15 protein-coding genes are annotated in these 19,869 nt (G+C 58.5%); 4 read left to right on the top strand and 11 right to left on the bottom strand.

Annotated elements, in window-relative coordinates:
• Positions 1-35 precede the first annotated feature (35 nt).
• Positions 36-761, bottom strand: a complete 726-nt coding sequence (phbB, locus tag NYR50_RS12390; protein WP_174009484.1) for an acetoacetyl-CoA reductase — start codon at positions 759-761, stop codon at positions 36-38.
• A 170-nt stretch (positions 762-931) separates the two neighbouring features.
• A complete protein-coding gene (locus NYR50_RS12385; protein ID WP_418136139.1) occupies positions 932-2,113 on the bottom strand; it encodes an acetyl-CoA C-acetyltransferase in 1,182 nt (393 codons plus the stop codon).
• Positions 2,114-2,355: 242 nt separating this feature from the next.
• Here NYR50_RS12385 and phaR point away from each other — a divergent pair, with 242 nt between their 5' ends.
• Positions 2,356-2,931: a polyhydroxyalkanoate synthesis repressor PhaR gene (phaR, locus tag NYR50_RS12380; protein WP_003520279.1), complete on the top strand. Its 576-nt coding sequence runs from the start codon at positions 2,356-2,358 to the stop codon at positions 2,929-2,931.
• Positions 2,932-2,989: 58 nt separating this feature from the next.
• On the opposite strand, the gene NYR50_RS12375 is transcribed toward phaR, so the two are convergent.
• Together NYR50_RS12375 and NYR50_RS12370 are read right to left on the bottom strand one after the other, a co-directional pair.
• A complete protein-coding gene (locus NYR50_RS12375) occupies positions 2,990-4,366 on the bottom strand; it encodes an MFS transporter (RefSeq protein WP_418136138.1) in 1,377 nt (458 codons plus the stop codon).
• A 108-nt stretch (positions 4,367-4,474) separates the two neighbouring features.
• Positions 4,475-9,235: an NAD-glutamate dehydrogenase gene (locus NYR50_RS12370; RefSeq protein ID WP_418136137.1), complete on the bottom strand. Its 4,761-nt coding sequence runs from the start codon at positions 9,233-9,235 to the stop codon at positions 4,475-4,477.
• A 541-nt stretch (positions 9,236-9,776) separates the two neighbouring features.
• On the opposite strand from NYR50_RS12370, the gene NYR50_RS12365 reads away from it, so the two are divergent.
• Positions 9,777-10,346, top strand: a complete 570-nt coding sequence (locus tag NYR50_RS12365) for a CarD family transcriptional regulator (RefSeq protein WP_003505223.1) — start codon at positions 9,777-9,779, stop codon at positions 10,344-10,346.
• 72 nt (positions 10,347-10,418) lie between these two features.
• On the opposite strand, the gene NYR50_RS12360 is transcribed toward NYR50_RS12365, so the two are convergent.
• The gene (locus NYR50_RS12360; RefSeq protein ID WP_174009573.1) at positions 10,419-10,922 is read right to left on the bottom strand and encodes a L,D-transpeptidase family protein; all 504 of its coding nucleotides are present in this window, start codon (positions 10,920-10,922) and stop codon (positions 10,419-10,421) included.
• Positions 10,923-11,105: 183 nt separating this feature from the next.
• Here NYR50_RS12360 and NYR50_RS12355 point away from each other — a divergent pair, with 183 nt between their 5' ends.
• Entirely contained in the window at positions 11,106-11,789 is a 684-nt protein-coding gene (locus tag NYR50_RS12355; RefSeq protein WP_003492637.1) for a response regulator transcription factor, read from the top strand.
• A gap of 138 nt (positions 11,790-11,927) precedes the next feature.
• Positions 11,928-12,383 carry a cyclic nucleotide-binding domain-containing protein gene (locus NYR50_RS12350; RefSeq protein ID WP_418136136.1) on the top strand — a complete coding sequence of 152 codons (456 nt, stop codon included), beginning with the start codon at positions 11,928-11,930 and terminating at the stop codon, positions 12,381-12,383.
• 15 nt (positions 12,384-12,398) lie between these two features.
• Here the strand turns inward: NYR50_RS12350 and NYR50_RS12345 are convergent, their stop codons facing one another.
• The 6 genes from NYR50_RS12345 to tesB all read right to left on the bottom strand — a co-directional run bounded on the left by NYR50_RS12345 (position 12,399) and on the right by tesB (position 19,848).
• Positions 12,399-13,202: an exodeoxyribonuclease III gene (locus NYR50_RS12345; protein ID WP_006310943.1), complete on the bottom strand. Its 804-nt coding sequence runs from the start codon at positions 13,200-13,202 to the stop codon at positions 12,399-12,401.
• Positions 13,203-13,362: 160 nt separating this feature from the next.
• Positions 13,363-14,088: an outer membrane lipoprotein carrier protein LolA gene (locus tag NYR50_RS12340; RefSeq protein WP_418136135.1), complete on the bottom strand. Its 726-nt coding sequence runs from the start codon at positions 14,086-14,088 to the stop codon at positions 13,363-13,365.
• A gap of 48 nt (positions 14,089-14,136) precedes the next feature.
• The gene (locus NYR50_RS12335; protein ID WP_418136134.1) at positions 14,137-16,803 is read right to left on the bottom strand and encodes a DNA translocase FtsK 4TM domain-containing protein; all 2,667 of its coding nucleotides are present in this window, start codon (positions 16,801-16,803) and stop codon (positions 14,137-14,139) included.
• A gap of 217 nt (positions 16,804-17,020) precedes the next feature.
• Positions 17,021-18,370: an ammonium transporter gene (locus tag NYR50_RS12330; RefSeq protein WP_418136133.1), complete on the bottom strand. Its 1,350-nt coding sequence runs from the start codon at positions 18,368-18,370 to the stop codon at positions 17,021-17,023.
• 29 nt (positions 18,371-18,399) lie between these two features.
• On the bottom strand, positions 18,400-18,750 hold the full coding sequence (locus NYR50_RS12325; RefSeq protein ID WP_004444057.1) for a P-II family nitrogen regulator: 351 nt from the start codon (positions 18,748-18,750) through the stop codon (positions 18,400-18,402).
• Positions 18,751-18,963: 213 nt separating this feature from the next.
• Positions 18,964-19,848, bottom strand: a complete 885-nt coding sequence (tesB, locus tag NYR50_RS12320; RefSeq protein ID WP_418136132.1) for an acyl-CoA thioesterase II — start codon at positions 19,846-19,848, stop codon at positions 18,964-18,966.
• Positions 19,849-19,869: the final 21 nt, after the last annotated feature.

Raw genomic sequence — 19,869 nt, 5'->3', positions numbered from 1 at the left:
TGCATCCGTCGGCCGGGAGGTGAGGATGGACTGTCTCAGGCGAAATATTGCCCGCCATTGGCCGTCATCGTGGAGCCGGTGATGAAACCCGCCTCGTCCGACACGAGAAACAGGACGCAGCGCGCGATTTCTTCCGGTTCGCCCAGTCGTCCGACGGGAATTTGCGGCACGATCCGTTCAGTCAGAACCTTCTCCGGTATCGCCCGCACCATCTCCGTGCCGATATAGCCGGGGCAGATGGCATTGACGGTGATGTTGCGGCTGGCGCCTTCCTGGGCAAGCGCCTTGGTGAAGCCGATATCACCCGCTTTCGAGGCGGAATAATTGACCTGTCCCGCCTGTCCCTTCTGGCCGTTGATGGAAGAGATGTTGACGATACGGCCGAAGCCGCGCTCGCGCATGCCAGGCCAGACCGGGTGTGTCATGTTGAAGACGCCGGTGAGGTTGGTGTCGATCACCTCTCGCCATTGCTGCGGCGACATCTTGTGAAACATGGCGTCGCGGGTGATGCCCGCATTATTGACGAGCACTTCGACCGGTCCGAGGGTTTCCTCAACCTTCGTTATGCCGTTGACGCAGGCGTCGTAATCGCGAACATCCCACTGAAACGCGGGAATGCCGGTTTCTTTCTGGAATGCTTCGGCTCTGTCCGTCGTGAAGGCGTAGTTGACGGCCACGCGGTAGCCGGCTGCCTGCAGCGCGCGGGCGATTGCAGCACCAATGCCGCTCGTCCCGCCGGAAATCAAAGCAACCCGGCTCATATCGGCCTCCATGACCTGTCAACGAAGCGCCTCAATATGCGAGCGCTCCCAACTATTGCGGAACTCGTTCGTCGTGCTCAACGGCCATAGAAATGCGGCCAATGGGAGGCCGCTTCTACCCTATTGTCTGGCGAACCGGAATTGCTTTTTGGCAAACCTTGCGAGGGTTTTCAGAGTGTCTCGATGCACATGGCGACGCCCATGCCGCCGCCGATGCAGAGCGTTGCGAGACCCTTCGACACGTTGCGACGACGCATTTCGAAAATCAGCGTGTTCAGGACACGAGCGCCGGAAGCGCCGATCGGATGGCCGATGGCAATCGCCCCGCCATTGACGTTGACGATGTCAGGGTTAAGGCCCAGCTCACGCACGACCGCGCAGGATTGGGCGGCAAAGGCCTCGTTGGCCTCGACAAGGCCGATATCATTTATCGACCAGCCGGCCTTGGCCAGCGCCTTGCGGGAGGCGGGGATGGGGCCGGTGCCCATGATCTGCGGATCGACGCCGGCCGTTGCCCAGGAGGCGATACGCGCCAACGGTTTGATGCCGCGCTTTGCCGCTTGCTGTTCCGACATCAGAAGCGTGGCGGCTGCGCCGTCATTCAGGCCGGAGGCGTTACCGGCCGTGACCGTGCCTTCCTTGTCGAAGGCGGGACGCAGCTTGGCCATGGTTTCGAGCGATGCGCCATGACGGATATGTTCGTCCGCATCGATGACGATATCGGCCTTGCGGCCCTTTACCGTGAAAGCCACGATCTCGTCAGTGAAGCGACCGGCGTTCTGCGCGGCTTCGGCCTTGTTCTGCGATGCGACTGCGAACTGGTCCTGCTCATCGCGGGAAAGCTGCCATTGGCGGGCGATGTTTTCGGCAGTGATGCCCATGTGATAACCATAAAAGGCGTCCGTCAGACCGTCTTTCAGCATCGTGTCGATCATCTTGAAGTCACCCATCTTCACGCCGCCGCGCAAATGGGCGCAATGGGGTGCCATGGACATGGATTCCTGGCCGCCGGCGATGACGATGGCCGCATCCCCCGTCACGATCTGTTGCATCCCCAGCGCCACAGCGCGCAAGCCAGAGCCGCAGAGCTGATTGATGCCGAAGGCGGTTGCCTCCTGCGGAATGCCGGCCTTCATTGCTGCCTGCCGCGCCGGGTTCTGCCCCTCGCCTGCCGTGAGCACCTGGCCGAGAATGACCTCATCCACTTCATTGGCCGCGACGCCGGCGCGTTCCAGCACCGCATTAATGACGGTGGCACCAAGTTCGTGGGCGGGCGTGTTGGCGAAGTGGCCGTTGAAAGAGCCGACGGCGGTGCGCGCGGCGCTGGCAATCACGATTGAAGGCAGGGTCATTTCTCATCTCCTCACATGCGCGCGGAGACTGGCAAAGCTTTTAATACAAGTCAAATGCCGAAAGTTGCTTTAAAAGATGTTGCTAAATCACGTCGGAATCTTTCGAAAAATTGCTGCGCAAAAAACAAACTGTTGCGATGCACAAAACATTTGTCAGACAGCGTATTTTGCGCATACACTTTGCGCCGGGAAGAGCAAGAAAAACAAAAACAAGAAAATACCATCATCGCGAGGAGGCGGGCATGGCGAAACACGACGGCGAAACAATCATTAAAAAATATGCCAACAGGCGGCTCTATAATACCGGCACCAGCACGTATGTGACGCTCGACGACCTCGCGCAGATGGTCAAGCGCGGCGAGGACTTCAAGGTTCAGGACGCCAAGTCGTCTGAGGATATCACCCACGCGGTGCTGACGCAGATCATCGTTGAGCAAGAAGCCAAAACCGGCAATACGCTGCTGCCGACGGCGTTTCTGCGGCAATTGATCTCCTATTACGGCGACCAGATGCAGATGGTCGTGCCGACATTTCTCGAACATTCGATGAAGACCTTCTCCGATCAGCAGAGCCAGATGCAGGAGCATATGGCCAAGGCTTTCGGTGACGGTTCGCTTGCCCGCAACTTCCAGGCGCCGCTGCAGATGATGGAAGAGCAGATTCGCCGCAACACGGAACTCTTCCGGCAGGCGATGCAGGGTTTTACACCTTTCGCAATGCCGCAGGCGCCGAAGGAAACCCGCAAGCCGAATGCATCCGAAATCGATGAGCTGAAGGCGCAACTGCGCGCATTGCAGCAAAAACTCGACCAGCTCTGATTCTGTCTTTCGGGCCGATGCTGGATTGAACGACCGCATCGGCTGCCGCTCCAGACTTTCAGCCTGCCGTTCTTTCCGGCACGCGCAGCAGAAGCAGGAACCCAGCCCCCAGAAACACAATGAGCGTGGCCATGCCAATATGGGCGGAGCCGCTTATAGTGGTCGCTATGGAAAACGACAGCGTGGCCATGAAACTCGTGGCGCGCCCGGAAAGTGCATAGATGCCGAAATAACGGCCTGCTTCTGCCACAGTGATATTGCGGGCGAGATAAGAGCGTGACGAGGCCTGAACGGGGCCGAAGGCAAGGCCGATCAGCACGCCGTAGAGCAGATAGGCCTTTTCCGCGCCTGTCGCGAAGATGCCGCCATTATCCGCAGTCGATAATTGTATCCAACCGAACAGGGTGGAGCCCTTTTCCGTCGAGACGATGCCGACCGTTGCGAGCAGCAGCAGCGCCAGACTGATGAGGATAGTGATGCGCGAGCCGAGTTTCTGATCGAGCCGACCGGCGGCAAAACAGCCCGCGATGGCGACGACATTGAGCAGGATGCCGAAAAGGCCGATTTCCATCGTCGCCCAGCCGAACATGCCGGCGGCAAAGGCTCCGCCGAGGATGAGTACGCCATTGACGCCATCCTGATAAAGCATGCGCGCGATCAGGAACCGCAGCAGCGTGGGGCGGTAGCGGAGTTCGCGGAGTGTAATCTTCAGTTCGCCAAGTCCAGAGCGGATCGCGGCTGCAAAGGGCAGACCCTTTTCGGCATCCGGGGTCAACAGGAACATCGGCAGAATGAAGACGAGATACCACAGGGCGGCAAGCGGTCCGGTTATTCTGGCATCCTCACCGGTGGCCGGGTCGAGACCGAAAAGCGGTTTGATGCCGGCAATCGTCAGCCCCGTCTGTGGGTTGGCGGCGAGAAGTGTCACCACGGCAATCAGCACCATCATGCCGCCGAGATAACCAAGCCCCCAGGCGAGATTGGAGATGCGTCCGACATTTTGCGGATTGGTCAGCCGCGGCATCATGGAATCGTTAAAGACGATCGAAAATTCCGCCGCGATGGAGGCGAAGATCATGCAGATGATCGGCAGGATGATCGGCGAGCCCGGCGCTGCAAACCAGAGGAAAAACAGGCTGACGATCTTGATGACGGCAAAAAAGGCGATCCACGGTTTGCGGGCGCCGGATTGATCGGCGATGGAGCCGAGAATGGGGGAGAAGAGGGCGATGATGATCGACGAGACCGTCGCCATGTTGCTCCATGTCGCCTGCGCTGAGATCGGATCATCGGTGAGGCGGGCGACGAAATAGGGGCCGAAAATGAAGGTGGTGACAACGGTGAAAAACGGCTGCGCCGCCCAGTCGAACATGACCCATCCCCAGATGCCGCGTTTGGCAACCACTGTTTCCGCGTTCTGGGAGGGGACAGTCATTCATGGTCCTATCGGATAATCGGGGAGGATAGAGTGCGGGATGCCGGTCATCGCTTCGTTTGTCGCCATCCGGGCGAGTGACCCGGATGGCATTTTTCAGATGGTCGATCAGCGCGCCAGAACGATATCCCCAAGCAGCCCGGCTGCCACGGTCAGGCGGGCGAGGTTGGTGTCGCCGCTTTCGCTGAGCGCGCCGAGTTCGGAGACGATGCGGTTGACGCGTACGCGGTCAGCCGCATACCAGGCCTGAACCGGGTCTTTTTCCTTCGCATAGTCCGTCAGCGCCGAGATGACGATGCGGCGTCTCGATGAGGAAATCTGGTCCTGGCTGCGCAGGAGAGCCAGACTCTCATAATGATCCGCTGGTGTTATGCGCTGGCTGGCATCCAGCAGACGCGCAACACGGAAGGTCGAGGACACGGTGGCGTAGCTTTCGGCGGCGCGGGCAAGCGTTGTGCCGGCACTTTCGGCAATGCGCATGATTTCAGGCACATAGACAAGCAGCGAAAGCGTATCCAGCTCTTCCAGAAGAGTGGAGGGAACGCCATCGATTTCGGTCACGCCCAGCTCGCGGCGATATTTCGCCGCTGCCGGCGACAGCGTCTTGATCGCGGTTTTCAGTCGATCGATCTCGCTTGCCATGTCACCCGTTGCCGCGCCGGCGCTGCCGGTTTGCAGGTAAAGCCTGCTCGCGTCGGAGAAGATGCGGGTGATGGTGGCATAAAGTCCGTTCTGGACCTCACCGCCGACCTTGCCGTCAAGTGCATCGACCTCGCCCCAGAGGCGTTTGAGGCCGAAACCATCCTCAACGATAACAGCTGCCTTGACGACGTCTGCCGCCAATAGCCCGCTCGCATCGGCGAGTTTCTGCACGAAGCCCGGGCCACCACGATTGACGACGGCATTGGCGAGCGCGGTTGCGACGATTTCGCGGTGCAGGCGATGCGCCTTGATATCGTCAGCATAATTCTTCTGCATCTTGGCCGGGAAATAGTCGAGCAGCAGATGCTGGAGATAGGGCTCATCCGGAAGCGGGCTTGCCACCAGCGCGTCGAACAGTGTCAGCTTGGCATAGGAGAGAAGCACACCGATTTCCGGCCGGGTCAGCGGTTTGCCGGCGGCATACCTCTCGCTGAATTCGGCATTGTTCGGCAGGGTTTCCACCTTGCGGTTCAACTGCCCTGTTGCCTCCAGCGCACCCATCAGACGGCCGAGTTCCTCGCGGTTCGCCAGCCCCAGCCGCTCCGTCAGCGAGATCGCCAGTGATTGCAGGTAGTTGTTGCGCAGCACCAGCTGCGCCACATCAGGCGTCATGGAAGCGAGAAGCTGGTTGCGTTTCGGCATCGGCAGGCGACCGCTATTGACGGCGGAAGCGAGTGCAATCTTGATGTTCACCTCGACGTCGGAGGAGTTGACGCCTGCCGAATTGTCGATGGCGTCGGAGTTGCAACGCCCCCCCGCAAGCGCATAGGCAATGCGGCCCTTCTGGGTGATGCCGAGGTTGGCGCCTTCGCCGATGACCTTGGCGCGCAGCTCCGTGGCGTTGACGCGGATCGGGTCGTTTGCCCTGTCACCCACCTCGGCGTTGGTTTCCACCGCCGCCTTGATGTAGGTGCCGATGCCGCCGAACCAGAGGAGATCGGTCGGCGCCTTTAGAATGGCGGTCATGATCTCGAAGGGTGTGGCGATAGACTTGTCGAGGCCGATGGCGGCCACGGCTTCGGGCGTCAGCGTCACCGATTTTTCGGAACGCGAGATGATCATCGCGCCGGGCGAGAGGGTCGAACGGTCATAGTCCTGCCAGCTGGAACGCGGCAGTTCGAAAAGCCGCTTGCGCTCAGTAAAGGATCTGTCGGTATCCGGGTCGGGATCGATGAAGATATCGCGGTGATCGAAGGCCGCGATCAGCCTGATCTTTTCCGACAGCAGCATGCCGTTGCCGAAAACGTCGCCGGACATGTCGCCCACACCGGCCACGGTGAATGGTGTGGTCTGGATATCGGTATCCATTTCACGGAAATGGCGTTTTACCGTTTCCCATGCGCCGCGGGCGGTAATGCCCATCTTCTTGTGGTCATAACCGGCGGAACCACCCGATGCGAAGGCATCGTCCAGCCAGAAACCGGCTTCATGGGCGAGACCGTTCGCTGTATCGGAGAAGGTGGCCGTTCCCTTGTCGGCGGCAACGACGAAATAGGGGTCGTCGCCATCCAGCCGCAACGTATCGGCTGGCGGCACGATCGCGTCGTCAACGATGTTGTCGGTGATCGAGAGCAGGGTGCGGATATAGGTCTTGTAGGCCTCGCGACCGGCATTAAAGACCTCGTCGCGGGAGCCGCCGGCGGGCAGGTTCTTCGGGAAGAAGCCGCCCTTGGCACCGACAGGCACAATGACCGCGTTCTTCACCTGCTGCGCCTTGACGAGGCCGAGCACTTCGGTGCGGTAATCCTGACCACGATCCGACCAGCGCAGACCGCCGCGCGCCACCTTGCCGAAGCGCAGATGTACGCCTTCGACCTCGGTGCCGTAAACGAATATTTCGCGGAAGGGGCGGGGATCGGGCAGACCATCCAGGTGTTTCGGATCGAACTTGAATGCCAGGAGATCACGCGGGGTGCCGTCGGCATTCTTCTGGAAGTAGTTGGTGCGCAGCGTCGCATCGATGGCGTTGACGTAACGCCGCAGCGTGCGGTCCTCATCGAGATTGGGAACGCCGCTCAGCGCCGCTTCAATCGCCTTGTGAATCTCTGCGAGTTTCTTCACCCGCTTCTTTTCTTCGATAGACGGATCAAAGCCGGCCTTGAACAGCGCGAAAATATTCCGGGAAATGTCAGGATATTTATAGAGCGTTTCGGAAATATGCTCCTGCGAATAAACGATGCCAGTCTGGCGCAGATAACGGGCATAGGCACGCAGCACGGAGACTTCGCGCACATTCAGGCCGCAGGCGAGGATCAGGCGGTTGAAGTTGTCATTGTCCACCTTACCGGAGAAGGCGGCAAGGAAGGCCTCCTCGAGTTTCGGTCCGTAATGCGGCAGATCGAGCGTCGTGCCGGCAGCGACTGACAGTTCCATGTCATGCAGTACGATGTCACGCTTTACGCTATCTGAAACGACACCGATATCGAAGGTGCGTTCGCTGATGACGTTAAAGCCGAGATTTTCGAGCAGGGGCACACGGCGTGAAAGCGGCAGGTGGCCGTCACGGTGGAAGATTTTCAGCGACAGCGTGTCGGCCGACTGGCCTTCCTGCTGGTAGAATTCAATGCGGACCGGCTCGCCATTGGCGGCCGCCAGAATGTCCGGCATGTCGCCGATCGCTTCTTCGGGTGTGAAGGCTTCCTGATAGGCCTGATCGACGTCCAGTACCGGCGCGCCCGGTTCGGAGAGGGTGACAAAATGATCTATCCAGCGTGCCGCAATATCACTGACGGCATCTTCCAGCTTGTCCTGAGCGATGCGCGGCGTCTTGCCTTCCGTGCGGCCGACGATGAAGTGGACGCGGGCGACAGCGCCTTCGGGGAAGGCGGGATAATAGGCGGAGATATGCCCGTCATAAACCCGGCTCAGATAATCGCCGATCTTCTCGCGCACATAGGAGTTATATTCCTCGCGCGGCACGAAGATGATGGCGGAGACGAAGCGGTCGAAACGGTCGATACGTGCGAGCACCCGCACGCGCGGACGGTCGCTCAGTTCCATGATCTGCTCGATGAAGCGGATCAGAAGGTCGGTCTCGATCTGGAAGAGATCGTCACGCGGATAGGCTTCCAGCGTGTTTTGCAGGATACGGCCGGAATGGCTGTTGGGGTCGAAGCCAAAATGGCGCTCGACATCCGCGACCTTGGCGCGCAGCAGCGGTATCTGCTTGACCGAACGCGTATAGGCAGTGGCGGTGAAAAGGCCGACGATGCGCAATTCGCCGATGACATTGCCGTCCTCGTCAAAGCGCTTGATACCGATGTAATCCATATAGGCGCGGCGGTGCACGATGGATTTTACATTGGCCTTGGTGACGATGAGGAAATCCGGGCCATCAAGGAAGGCAAGGATTTCAGGCGTCGTCGTCACCGCATTCTTGCCGAGACGCAGCACGCGCACATCGGGGTCGCTGAGGCTGCCGAGACCAACGCCGTCACCGCGCTCGATTTTCGCGTTCTTTCCCTTGCCGGAATAGGTGTAGTCGCGCATGCCGAGGAAGGTGAAATTGTCGTTGCGAAGCCAGTTGAGGAATTCGACGGCTTCCGTGCGTTCTGTCTTGCGCCGCGACGAGCCACGCTTCGACAATTCGTCCAGCGCTTCATCGAGCTTCGTCAGCATTGGGCGCCAGTCGCGATAGGCGGATTGCACCTGCGTCAGCACGAAGCGCAGCCGCTCTTCCAGCGCCGAGGCTGCCTGCGGCGTCAGCGGCGCGATATGCAACTGGATGAGGCTGATATTATCAGCGGGATCGTCCTCCGGCTCGGCAAGGCGGTAACCGGCCTGCGCTTCGTCATCGCGAACAAGGATGGGGTGGACCGCCAGATAGAGACCGCGATAGCTGCTGGTGACCTCGCCCATCACGGAATCGTAAAGGAAGGGCATGTTGCGGCCGATAATCGTCAGGACCGTAACTGGAATATCCCGTGGTGAAACGCCGTCCACCTGGGTGATGCTGATGTGGGGTGTCTCCCCGGTCCAGTGCGAAAGCGCCTGGAAACTGTGAGCCGCACTCGCTGCCAACATCTCCGCGGAATAATATTCTATATCGTCGGCGCTTGCCCTTCCATAAAGAATACCTGGATCAAGAAATTGGACATTTTCGGCAATTGCCTGCTGGCGCGCTTTTTCGATCTGTTTTTCGCGTTTTGGATTGTTTCTGTAGCCCATTTGACGTGGATTCCTCCAAAAATCACACTTTAATATAAAAAAGCACCGCCAATTTACGGATTTTGCCTTTTCAGTCGAATCGGATATTGGCGTGGAATTACGAAGAGTTTAAGAGGCTTTCGTGTTTCTGCAGTCGGTAAGTGAAATTTTTTTGCTTCTTTTGCCATGAGGGTCTGTCGCGAAGCATTTTACAGTATTTTAGCGGCTAAATTTTAGGCGGTTCTAGAGCTGCCATGTGATGTTGCGGCCACGGTCGAAGCAAATTATTGATTTGCACCTATTTTTGTGGTACACCAACGATACTGATCCACAGCGTGGCATTTGTGTGCCCAAAAACACCACGAAAGCAACACCTCTTTTGCACGCGGTTTCCGTGACATATCGAGCGTTTACGTTATCGAGCCCCGTAAGACGGGTAGGTGTTTTTTTGCGTGCACGGCTGGACCAGTGCGGAGTCACCTGACGGTTCCCCCGTCTCATCAGGGCCTGACCGACCCAACCCCGGCATCCCCGGGTATGTAACAGGGAGTTTTTAGAACGAATGACGACCCAGCAGAAGAAATCTCCAGCACATCACGGCTTTAAAACCGGTGAAGCGATTGTGTATCCCGCTCATGGTGTCGGTACCATTTCTGCCATCGAGGAACAAGAAGTCGCCGGCATGAAGCTTGAGCTTTTTGTCATCGATTTCGAAAAAGACAAGATGCGTCTTAAGGTTCCCGTCGCCAAAGCCGTCAGCATCGGCATGCGCAAGCTTTCCGAAGGCGATTTTGTCGAGCGGGCGCTGAAAGTGGTGCAGGGCAAGGCGCGTGTGAAGCGGACCATGTGGTCGCGCCGCGCGCAGGAATATGATGCGAAGATCAATTCCGGCGATCTCATCGCGATTGCGGAAGTCGTACGCGATCTCTACCGTGCGGAAAACCAGCCGGAGCAGTCCTATTCCGAGCGTCAGCTTTACGAAGCTGCTCTCGACCGCATGGCGCGCGAAATCGCCGCCGTCAACAAGATGTCCGAAACCGAGGCTGTCCGCCTGGTGGAAGTCAACCTTGCCAAGGGCCCCAAGCGTGGCAAGACCGTTGAAGAGGACGATTCTCAGGACGAAGCCGCTTAATCACGGCCTTTTCCTTCTAAAAAAACCCGCCTTGATGGCGGGTTTTTTGTTGCTTGCCTGGCTGCATGCACATCACAGGATACGGATTTTCGTTCCCTTGCGCATATGGGGCAGGATGCGCCTGATGTCGCGGGGGTGGAGGGCAACGCAGCCCGCGGTCGGCTCGTATCCCGGCCGGATCATATGCATGAAGATCGCCGAGCCGCGGTTGCGGCTTCTGGATGTGATGTTCCAGTCCAGCACGAGACAGATGTCATAGAGGCTGTCCTTGCGCATCATTTCTTCATGGCTTGGCGCGAAGGGTGCCTTGACCAGCCTGTTGTAATTGGGATTGCGGGGCTCGTCGCACCACAGCATTGACTTTAGCGTCCGTTGCATCGGCAATGCCGTTGCGGTCGCGGACATGCGATCGCCGCGATAAAATCCGTGCAGCAGGCGGGTGACGGAAATCGGTGATTTCCCGTCTCCCTCGCGTTTCAGCATGGTGCGGCCATTACGCCCGATGGCGGCGGGAAAGGTGAGATGCCCAAGCTGCACGATCGCCCGGCTGATTTTCATGGGAGCCGGCCGAACCATGAGCGTCGATACGCGTTTACGTTGTTCCGTGGAGCGTTTGCTCATGTTTTTCACGAGATTTTGCTTTGCAGGTTATTTAACGTGAAGTCATAGCACTTCATCATGTGATGGCAATGGGTTGACCTTTTACCGGCAAATCGCTGAATTGGCTGACGATTAAAGTAAGAAAGGCTGAGAATCCGAATGACGGCTCGCACTATCCTTCTGGTGGACGATGACGACGATCTTCGGGAGACGCTGACCGAGCAATTATCTCCCTATGAGGAATTCTCGCTGTTGAGCGGCGCAAACGCCGCGCAGGCGATGCAGACTGCCAAAACCGCCCAGGTCGATCTTCTGATCATGGATGTAGGCCTTCCTGATATGGATGGCCGTGAAGCGGTGAAGCTGTTGCGCAAGGGCGGCTTCAAGGCACCGATCATCATGCTCACCGGGCACGACACCGATTCCGATACGATTCTGGGGCTGGAAGCAGGCGCAAACGACTACGTGACGAAGCCGTTCCGCTTTGCCGTACTTCTTGCGCGCATCCGGGCCCAACTGCGCCAGTATGAACAGAGTGAGGACGCGGTTTTCACCGTGGGTCCTTATCAGTTCAAGCCCAGCCAGAAGCTGCTGACGACCGAAGACGGCAAGAAGATCCGTCTCACGGAAAAGGAAGCGGCGATCATCCGTTATCTCTACCGTGCCGGCAGCGCGGTGGTAACGCGCGATGTTCTGCTGGAAGAGGTCTGGGGGTACAATTCCGGCGTCACCACGCATACGCTCGAAACGCATGTGTATCGTTTGCGCCAGAAGATCGAACGGGATCCTTCCAACGCTGAAATCCTGGTGACCGAGAACGGTGGTTACAAGATCGTTCCCTGAGCCAGGCTTATGATTATGTTTGATAGCTCACGCCGCGTGTCGACAAAGATGCGCGGCGTTCTAACATCTTGTATTTTGAGGACCGATATTGGAAAACCGCTATAGTGATGCAGGCGGCTTTCCGGAGTAGTGATCGACATGGCCTTGACGGACGATATCATTCTGCTGGGGCAAGTGCCGTTATTTGCGGGATTCAGCGACGATCAGTTGCGGCTTATCGCCTTCGGTGCGGAACGCCGCCGCGTATCGGCCGGGCGGACATTGTTCCGGGAACATTCGCCGGCTGAATGCGCCTTTGCCGTGACATCAGGGCATTTCGAACTGTTCACCGCCGGGCGGGATGGCAAACCCCTGTTGCAGGCGACGCCCGGCAAGGGTGCGCTGCTTTCGGAGCTGGCGCTTTTCACCCTTTGTGAAAGAAAGTTCACTGCTGTTGCAGTGGAAGACTCCGAAGTCATCCGGATAACGCGCATCCTCTTTCACCGGCTGGTGGAGGAGTTTCCGGAGGTTGCCGATATCGTGTCGGCGCGTATTCGCGATAATATTGCGGCGCTGGCGGCGGGTGCGGCCCGTTTGCAGAACCGCTTCGTCTGACGCCAGCTCGATCGTTCAGAAGCGGAAATGAGCCGTGACAGGGACGTGATCCGATGGCCGATTCCAGCCGCGGGCTTCACGCAATATCTCGATTTTTTCAAGCGAGGAACCGAGATCCTGTGAGGACCAGATATGGTCGAGACGGCGGCCGCGGTTAGCGGCTTCCCAATCCTTGGCGCGGTAGCTCCACCACGTATAGATCTTTTCCGTCTCCGGTACGTTCAGGCGCATCAGATCGAGCCAGTTGCCCTTCTTCATAATATCCAGCATGCCTTCGGTTTCGACGGGTGTATGGCTGACAATCTTCAGAAGCTGCTTGTGTGACCAGACGTCGTTTTCAAGTGGTGCGATGTTGAGATCGCCGACGAGAATGGAGGAGGTCCCGGGAACGCCATCGGCGCGCAGTGCCTTCATTTCCTCGATGAAATCGAGCTTGTGGCCGAATTTCGGATTGATCGACCGATCCGGCTCGTCGCCGCCGGCCGGAACGTAGAAATTATGCAGCCGCACGCGGCGCGATCCGACCTGGAAAATCGCGGAAATATGCCTGGCATCGCCGATGCCGCAATAATCCTGCCTGTGGTCTTCGGTCAGCGGGATTTTCGAAGCGATCGCCACACCATGATAGCCTTTCTGGCCATGGATGATGACGTGCTCGTAACCGAGCGCTTTTAGCGGTTTCATCGGAAACTCGCCATTCGGGCATTTCGTTTCCTGCAGGCAGAGAATGTCGGGTTTGTAACGCACAAGAAACTGCTCGACGATCGGCATTCTGAGCCTGACCGAGTTGATGTTCCAGGTGGTTATCGAAAACGACATGCATGGGCTCCGTTTCTATCGCCTCGAGGGAGAGCCTCAAGGCATGGTTCCGGGGCGCAGGCTTATAACATCGCGATGAAAACGGGAATGTATTTTAGCGGCAAAATAAAAAAGGCGACCTGAGAGCCGCCTTTCGAAGAGCTTGTATGGGCAAACAGAGTCAGCCGCGCTTGCGCACTTCCTCGTAATTGATGTTGAAGACCCGCTCGTCGAGGTTCACGCCGGTCTGGACGTTGAAGATCATGACTGTCGTGTCCTTGTTCTGGGCGTCGGTCGTCGTCCATTGCCTCAGATCGAAGGTTTTCGGATCGAACATCAGGGTAATGGTCGAATCGCCAAATACGCTCTTGTCGCCAAGGACAATGGTGGTCAGGTCGGATTCTTCCTTCACATCCCGGACCTTCTGGTTGCCGAGATCGATCTTGTCGGAGAGAAGCAGGCTGAGCGGGGTCTTCGACAGCGGATAGAGATCCCACGTCTTCAGCTTCATGTTGCCGATGACGACATTCTTGCCATCGGAGATAACGCGCATGGGCGAAGGATCTTCATAATTGAAGCGAAGCTTGCCGGGCCGTTCGATGTAGAACTTGCCGCCGGTCTGTTCGCCGCGCGGGCCGAACTGCACGAATTCGCCCATCATGGTTTTGACCGAAGAGAAGTGATTGGCGATTTTCTGCGCGGTTGCGCCATTGCCGGCTGCCTGGGCAAATGCGTCAAGCGGCGACAGGCCGGCGATCACCGCAGCCATGGAAAATGCCGTCAGCACCCCACGCCGCGTCATGCCATTTTGCCCAGTGCTTGCATTGGCCGTTTCGCCGGTGGTCAGATCGTTCATTCTGTTCTCCTTCATCGCAGCGATTGTCCGCATAAAAGGCGGCGGCTTCATGACGTGAAAGCGTGTAATAACGCTTCGCAGCCCTGCTTGGTTGCGGATTTATCGCTCGATGATGTCTGCTTCTGTCGGTACGAGAATTTCGCGTTTTCCGGCGTGGTTGGCGGGGCCGATAATGCCCTCCTGCTCCATGCGCTCGATCAGCGAGGCGGCACGGTTGTAACCGATGCCGAGACGGCGCTGCACATAGGACGTGGAGGCTTTTCCATCGCGAAGAACGACGGCCACGGCCTGATCGTAGGGATCTTCGGAATCGGAGAAGTTGCCAGCGCCAGCCGGACCGCTGCCAGCGCCGTCCTCGTCGTCTTCTTCGGTGATCGCCTCCAGATATTCCGGCGACCCCTGCGTCTTCAGGTAGGCGACGATTTCTTCGACTTCATTGTCGGACACGAAGGGGCCGTGCACGCGCTGAATGCGTCCACCGCCCGCCATATAGAGCATGTCGCCCATGCCGAGCAGCTGTTCGGCGCCCTGCTCGCCAAGGATCGTGCGGCTGTCGATCTTCGAGGTGACCTGGAACGAGATACGGGTTGGGAAATTGGCCTTGATCGTGCCGGTGATGACGTCGACGGACGGGCGCTGGGTGGCCATGATGACGTGGATGCCGGCGGCACGCGCCATCTGCGCCAGGCGCTGCACTGCGCCCTCGATGTCCTTGCCGGCCACCATCATCAGGTCGGCCATTTCGTCGATGATGACGACGATATAGGGCAGGGGCTTCAGATCGAATTCTTCCGTCTCGTACATCGCCTCGCCGGTCTGGCGGTCGAAGCCGGTCTGCACGGTGCGGGTGAGGATTTCGCCCTTGTCCAGCGCCTGCTGCACGCGGCTGTTGAAGCCGTCAATGTTGCGCACGCCGATCTTAGACATCTTCTTGTAGCGCTCTTCCATCTCCCGCACCGTCCATTTCAGGGCCACAACGGCCTTTTTCGGATCGGTGACAACGGGGGAAAGCAGATGCGGAATGCCGTCATAGATCGACAGTTCCAGCATTTTCGGGTCGATCATGATCAGGCGGCACTGTTCCGGCGACATGCGGTAAATAAGCGACAGGATCATCGTGTTGATGGCGACGGACTTGCCCGAACCCGTGGTGCCGGCGACGAGAAGATGCGGCATCTTGGCGAGATCGGCGATCACAGGTTCGCCACCGATGGTCTTGCCGAGCGCCATGGCGAGCTTGGCCTTGCTGTTTTCGAAATCACGGCTGCCGACCAGTTCTCGCAGGAACACGGTCTCGCGCGTCTGGTTCGGCAGTTCGATGCCGATGGCATTGCGGCCGGGAACGACGGCGACGCGGGCGGCGATCGCGCTCATGGAGCGGGCAATATCGTCTGCAAGGCCGATGACGCGTGAAGACTTGATGCCGGGCGCGGGCTCCAGTTCGTAAAGTGTCACCACCGGGCCGGGGCGGACGTGGATGATCTCACCCTTGACGCCGAAATCCTCGAGGACGCCTTCCAGAAGACGGGCATTCTGTTCGAGCACTTCTTCGCTGAGCGTGTTGTCGCGCACGACATTCTTCGGTTCGGCCAGAAGATGGACGGTGGGCAGCTGAAAACCATCGGCGGCGATGAAAGAAGCCTGGGCCTCTCTTGCCACGCGCTCGCTTGGCTTGGGACGGGCGGAAGGCGCGGTTATTCTGGGCTGTCCACGTCCCGGGGCTTGCCGGGCAGTGAATTTATCGTCGGATTCGTCGTCAGAAAGAATGCCGTTCGGCAGGCGGCGTCCGTCCGCGTCGAAAGGCGGCTCGTCATCCGTGTCGTTGTCATGATCGAGCGCAATGGAGGGAGGCGACATTTGCCGGCGCGATGCGGCGCGTTCTTCGAAAGACGGTTCCGAGCGCTGGTCGAGACGATTGATCGCCGTCTTCAGGCGAGAGGGTTCGTTCAGGGTACCGAATTCATACTCGTTGAAATCGTAGGGATGTTCGAATTCGGTGTGCAGCGATTTCGACTTCAGGCCGAACAGGCGGCGGAAACGCGCCTGGGTGATGTACCAGTAATGCGCAATAGCGCCAAAGGCGAGCATGTTGGCGAAGAAGCCTTCGCCATCGTCCTCATCATCCTCTTCGGCTTCACGGGCAGCGCGGGCCTTGCTGGTGGCGACGGGCACAGCTTCCTCCCGCTCCAACTCGTCGTCCAGACCGCCGACGATACCGGCGGCAAACAGCATCAGCCAGGCAGCGGGCGCCGCGAATATGACGCCGAGTATCGTGGCGATGGTGCCGGTGGGGTAAGCGCCGATAAAAAGTGCCGGGAAGCGCAGGATCATGTCACCAATGACGCCGCCGATGCCGTTCGGCAGGGGCCAGGTGACGGGTGCCGGAAAACAGCCGAGCGAGGCGGCGCAGACGATGGCGCCCGCAACCCATGCGACAAGGCGGGCGGGTATACGATTGAACTTGCGGCCGGCGATGAGCGCGATCGCCCAGGCGATGATGGGCAGGAATGCAATGATTGCGGAAAGCCCGAGGAACTGCATCACGATATCGGCAAAGATCGCGCCGCTGTAACCCAGAAGATTGGTGGGCTGGTTCCCCGTGGCATAAGAGAGGCTCGGATCAGCCACATTCCATGTGGCCAGTGCGGCAATGCCGAGCGCAATCGTCGCCAAAAGAGCAAAACCGGCGAGGGCCATGATCTGACGCACGAAAAACGCCGTCAACACGAAGCGCGTGTGACGACCATCGAATGTCGGAGAATGCATTCTGCCCATGTCCCTGAACCCGTTGTTTTGTGGTTTCGGCAAGATCCGGCAGGGTGACCTGATCCCGGATTGACAGGGAAAACTAACCGCTCGCTGGTTAATGTCGTGTTAACCATGCGGATTTTTGAGGCCGAGCGCGGATTTGCGGCAAAGAAAAAGGCCCGCCGGAGCGGGCCTTCTTGCGGGAGAGGGGATGGAGAACCCCTTTTCCCTGATATCAGGAGTGGTAAGCAGCTTCGCCGTGGGTCGCGAGGTCGAGACCTTCGCGTTCGGCTTCGACCGGAACCCGAAGACCAACGATCACGTCGACGATCTTGTAGAGGATTACCGAGACGACCGCGCACCAGACGATGGTGATGGCGACGGCAACGAACTGGGTCCAGAGCTGCGAAGAGATGGAGAAATCTGCCTTGCCGGTGCCGCCAAGCAGCGGCGAGGTGAAGATGCCGGTGCCGAGGGCGCCGATGATGCCACCGATGCCGTGGACGCCGAAGACGTCGGCAGTGTCGTCATAACCGAACTTGTTCTTCACCACGGAGACGAAGAAGTAGCAGATCGGCGAAACGATGAGACCGAGAACGATCGCACCCATAGGGCCGACGGAGCCGGCAGCAGGCGTGACGGCGACGAGACCGGCGATCATGCCCGAAGCGGCACCCAGCATGGAAGCCTTACCGCGGGTGAAGCTCTCAACCAGCGACCAGGAAACGATGGCCGCAGCAGTCGCAAGGAAGGTGTTCATGGTTGCGAGAACCGCACCGCCCGATGCCTCGAGGTTGGATCCGGCGTTAAAGCCGAACCAGCCGAACCACAGCATGGCGGCGCCAACCAGCGTCAGCGTCATGGAGTGGGGAGCCATCATGTCCTTGCCGAAGCCGGTGCGTTTGCCAACCATGATAGCGCCGATCAGGCCAGCGATACCGGCATTGATGTGAACGACGGTGCCGCCAGCGAAGTCGAGGGCGCCCATGCCGAAGATCAGGCCGTTCGCGTCCCAGACCATGTGCGCGATCGGGAAGTAGACGAAGGTGGCCCACAGGATGGTGAAGAGGATGACGGCGGAGAACTTCACGCGTTCTGCAAAAGCACCGATGATCAGCGCAGGCGTGATGGCCGCAAAGGTCATCTGGAAGGCGATGAAGGTGTATTCGTAGATCACGACACCCTGCGAGAAGGTGGCAGACGTGCTGTCAAGCGAAACGCCCGACAGGAACAGCTTGCCGAAGCCGCCGAAATACGGACCGGTGCCGCCGCCGAAGGCGAAGGAGTAACCGTAGATGACCCAGACGAGCATCATGACTGCGCCGATGACCGTGCACTGCATGAGAACGGAGAGCATGTTCTTGGTGCGGACCAGACCGCCGTAAAACAGCGCCAGACCGGGAATAATCATGAACAGCACGAGGATCGTTGCAATATACATGAAGGCGGTATCGGCTTTTTCCGGAACAGGAGCCGCTGCCGCTACTGCTGGCGCTGCATCCTGGGCAAAGGCGATGGCCGGGGCCATCAGGGCCGTCGCTGCGGCGCCCAGCTTGCCGAGCGTCAAAAACTTGTTGAGTTGCATAGTTGGAAAACTCCCCTGTCAGCCGTGCTTTAAAGCGCTTCTGTGTTGGTTTCGCCGGTACGAATGCGCACGGCCTGTTCGATAGAGTAGACAAAGATCTTGCCGTCACCGATCTGCCCGGTCTTTGCCGCAGACGCGATCGCCTCGACGGCCTTGTCGACGACGTCGGATGGAACTGCGATCTCGATCTTCAGCTTGGGAAGGAAGCTCACCGCGTATTCCGTACCGCGATAAATCTCGGTATGCCCCTTCTGACGTCCGTAACCCTTCACCTCGGTCACGGTCAGGCCCTGGATGCCGACGCCGGTGAGTGCTTCGCGCACCTCATCCAGCTTGAACGGCTTGATAATGGCCATCACAATTTTCATCTGGTTTCCCATCCTTTGTTTGTCCTCGGCATGGAGCCGACTCTCCTTGCCGCTGGCAGATCAGTAACAGCGACTGCGGACATACATTCAAAGGGCGTGCCAGTTTTGATACAGGGGCGTAATTTATTGAAATATAAAGATTATATGACGGACGTCTGAAAAAGGGGCATTTGTCGCCCAAAAAAGCGTCTATAAAATGTGCGATTTTTTAAAAAAGCGCATTATTTAATCATTTGCCCTTTTGCGGATCAAACCCTCCTGCGCGACGGAGGCGACGAGTTGACCCTGCCTGGTGAAAATATTGCCACGGGTCAGTCCCCGAGCGCCGGACGCGCTGGGGCTGTCCTGGGTGTAGAGCAGCCAGTCATCCAGCCGGCAGGGGCGGTGGAACCACATGGCGTGGTCGAGACTCGCAACCTGAATGGACGGATCGAAGATCGTCGTTCCATGGGCATAAAGCGAGGTGTCGAGCAGCGTCATGTCGGAGAGATAGGCGAGAATGGCCGATTGCAGGCGCGGATCAGCGGGCACATCGCCGACGGCGCGAACCCAGATATCCTGCTGCGGCTCCAGCTTTTCCTTCGAGATATAATGGGTCAGCGAAACCGGCCTGATCTCGATTGGTCGCTTGTTGCTCCAGTATTTACGGATCGAAGCGGGCGCCTTGGCGAGGAAGGCCGCCTGCATCTGTTCCTCGCTCATCAGTTTTTCAGGCGGTGTCACATCGGGCATCTTGATTTGATGGTCAAAGCCGTCCTCGAATATCTGAAACGATGCCGACATGGAAAAAATTGCCTTGCCGTGCTGGATGGCGACCACGCGGCGGGTGCAGAAGCTTGCGCCGTCGCGGATGCGCTCCACCTGGTAGACGATAGGAACCAGCGGATCGCCGGGGCGCATGAAATAGGCATGCAGCGAATGAACGAAACGGTCGTCATCCACGGTTCTTTGCGCGGCAATCAGGGCCTGTGCGATGACCTGGCCGCCAAAAACCCGCTGCCAGCCGATCTGCGGGCTTTCGCCCCGATAGAGGTTCTCTTCCAGCTTCTCGAGATCAAGCGTGACAATGAGATTGACCATCGGGTCTGACGTTTGCGAAGGATGCGACATTTTTTCGGCCTGCTCCGGCTG

The sequence above is a fragment of the Agrobacterium sp. El2ro-1b genome (assembly GCF_048298475.1).
Lineage (GTDB): Bacteria > Pseudomonadota > Alphaproteobacteria > Rhizobiales > Rhizobiaceae > Agrobacterium > Agrobacterium fabrum.
Note: the sequence above shows the minus strand (reverse complement) of the source record. Positions and strands in the feature narration are given on the sequence as shown.

Excerpts from the sequence above, each read along its gene's own strand:
- phbB (WP_174009484.1), bottom strand. The coding sequence starts at position 761 with ATGAGCCGGGTTGCTTTGATTTCCGGCGGGACGAGCGGCATTGGTGCT.
- NYR50_RS12385 (WP_418136139.1), bottom strand. The coding sequence starts at position 2,113 with ATGACCCTGCCTTCAATCGTGATTGCCAGCGCCGCGCGCACCGCCGTC.
- phaR (WP_003520279.1), top strand. The coding sequence starts at position 2,356 with ATGGCGAAACACGACGGCGAAACAATCATTAAAAAATATGCCAACAGG.
- NYR50_RS12375 (WP_418136138.1), bottom strand. The coding sequence starts at position 4,366 with ATGACTGTCCCCTCCCAGAACGCGGAAACAGTGGTTGCCAAACGCGGC.
- NYR50_RS12370 (WP_418136137.1), bottom strand. The coding sequence starts at position 9,235 with ATGGGCTACAGAAACAATCCAAAACGCGAAAAACAGATCGAAAAAGCG.
- NYR50_RS12365 (WP_003505223.1), top strand. The coding sequence starts at position 9,777 with ATGACGACCCAGCAGAAGAAATCTCCAGCACATCACGGCTTTAAAACC.
- NYR50_RS12360 (WP_174009573.1), bottom strand. The coding sequence starts at position 10,922 with ATGGTTCGGCCGGCTCCCATGAAAATCAGCCGGGCGATCGTGCAGCTT.
- NYR50_RS12355 (WP_003492637.1), top strand. The coding sequence starts at position 11,106 with ATGACGGCTCGCACTATCCTTCTGGTGGACGATGACGACGATCTTCGG.
- NYR50_RS12350 (WP_418136136.1), top strand. The coding sequence starts at position 11,928 with ATGGCCTTGACGGACGATATCATTCTGCTGGGGCAAGTGCCGTTATTT.
- NYR50_RS12345 (WP_006310943.1), bottom strand. The coding sequence starts at position 13,202 with ATGTCGTTTTCGATAACCACCTGGAACATCAACTCGGTCAGGCTCAGA.
- NYR50_RS12340 (WP_418136135.1), bottom strand. The coding sequence starts at position 14,088 with ATGAAGCCGCCGCCTTTTATGCGGACAATCGCTGCGATGAAGGAGAAC.
- NYR50_RS12335 (WP_418136134.1), bottom strand. The coding sequence starts at position 16,803 with ATGCATTCTCCGACATTCGATGGTCGTCACACGCGCTTCGTGTTGACG.
- NYR50_RS12330 (WP_418136133.1), bottom strand. The coding sequence starts at position 18,370 with ATGCAACTCAACAAGTTTTTGACGCTCGGCAAGCTGGGCGCCGCAGCG.
- NYR50_RS12325 (WP_004444057.1), bottom strand. The coding sequence starts at position 18,750 with ATGGGAAACCAGATGAAAATTGTGATGGCCATTATCAAGCCGTTCAAG.
- tesB (WP_418136132.1), bottom strand. The coding sequence starts at position 19,848 with ATGTCGCATCCTTCGCAAACGTCAGACCCGATGGTCAATCTCATTGTC.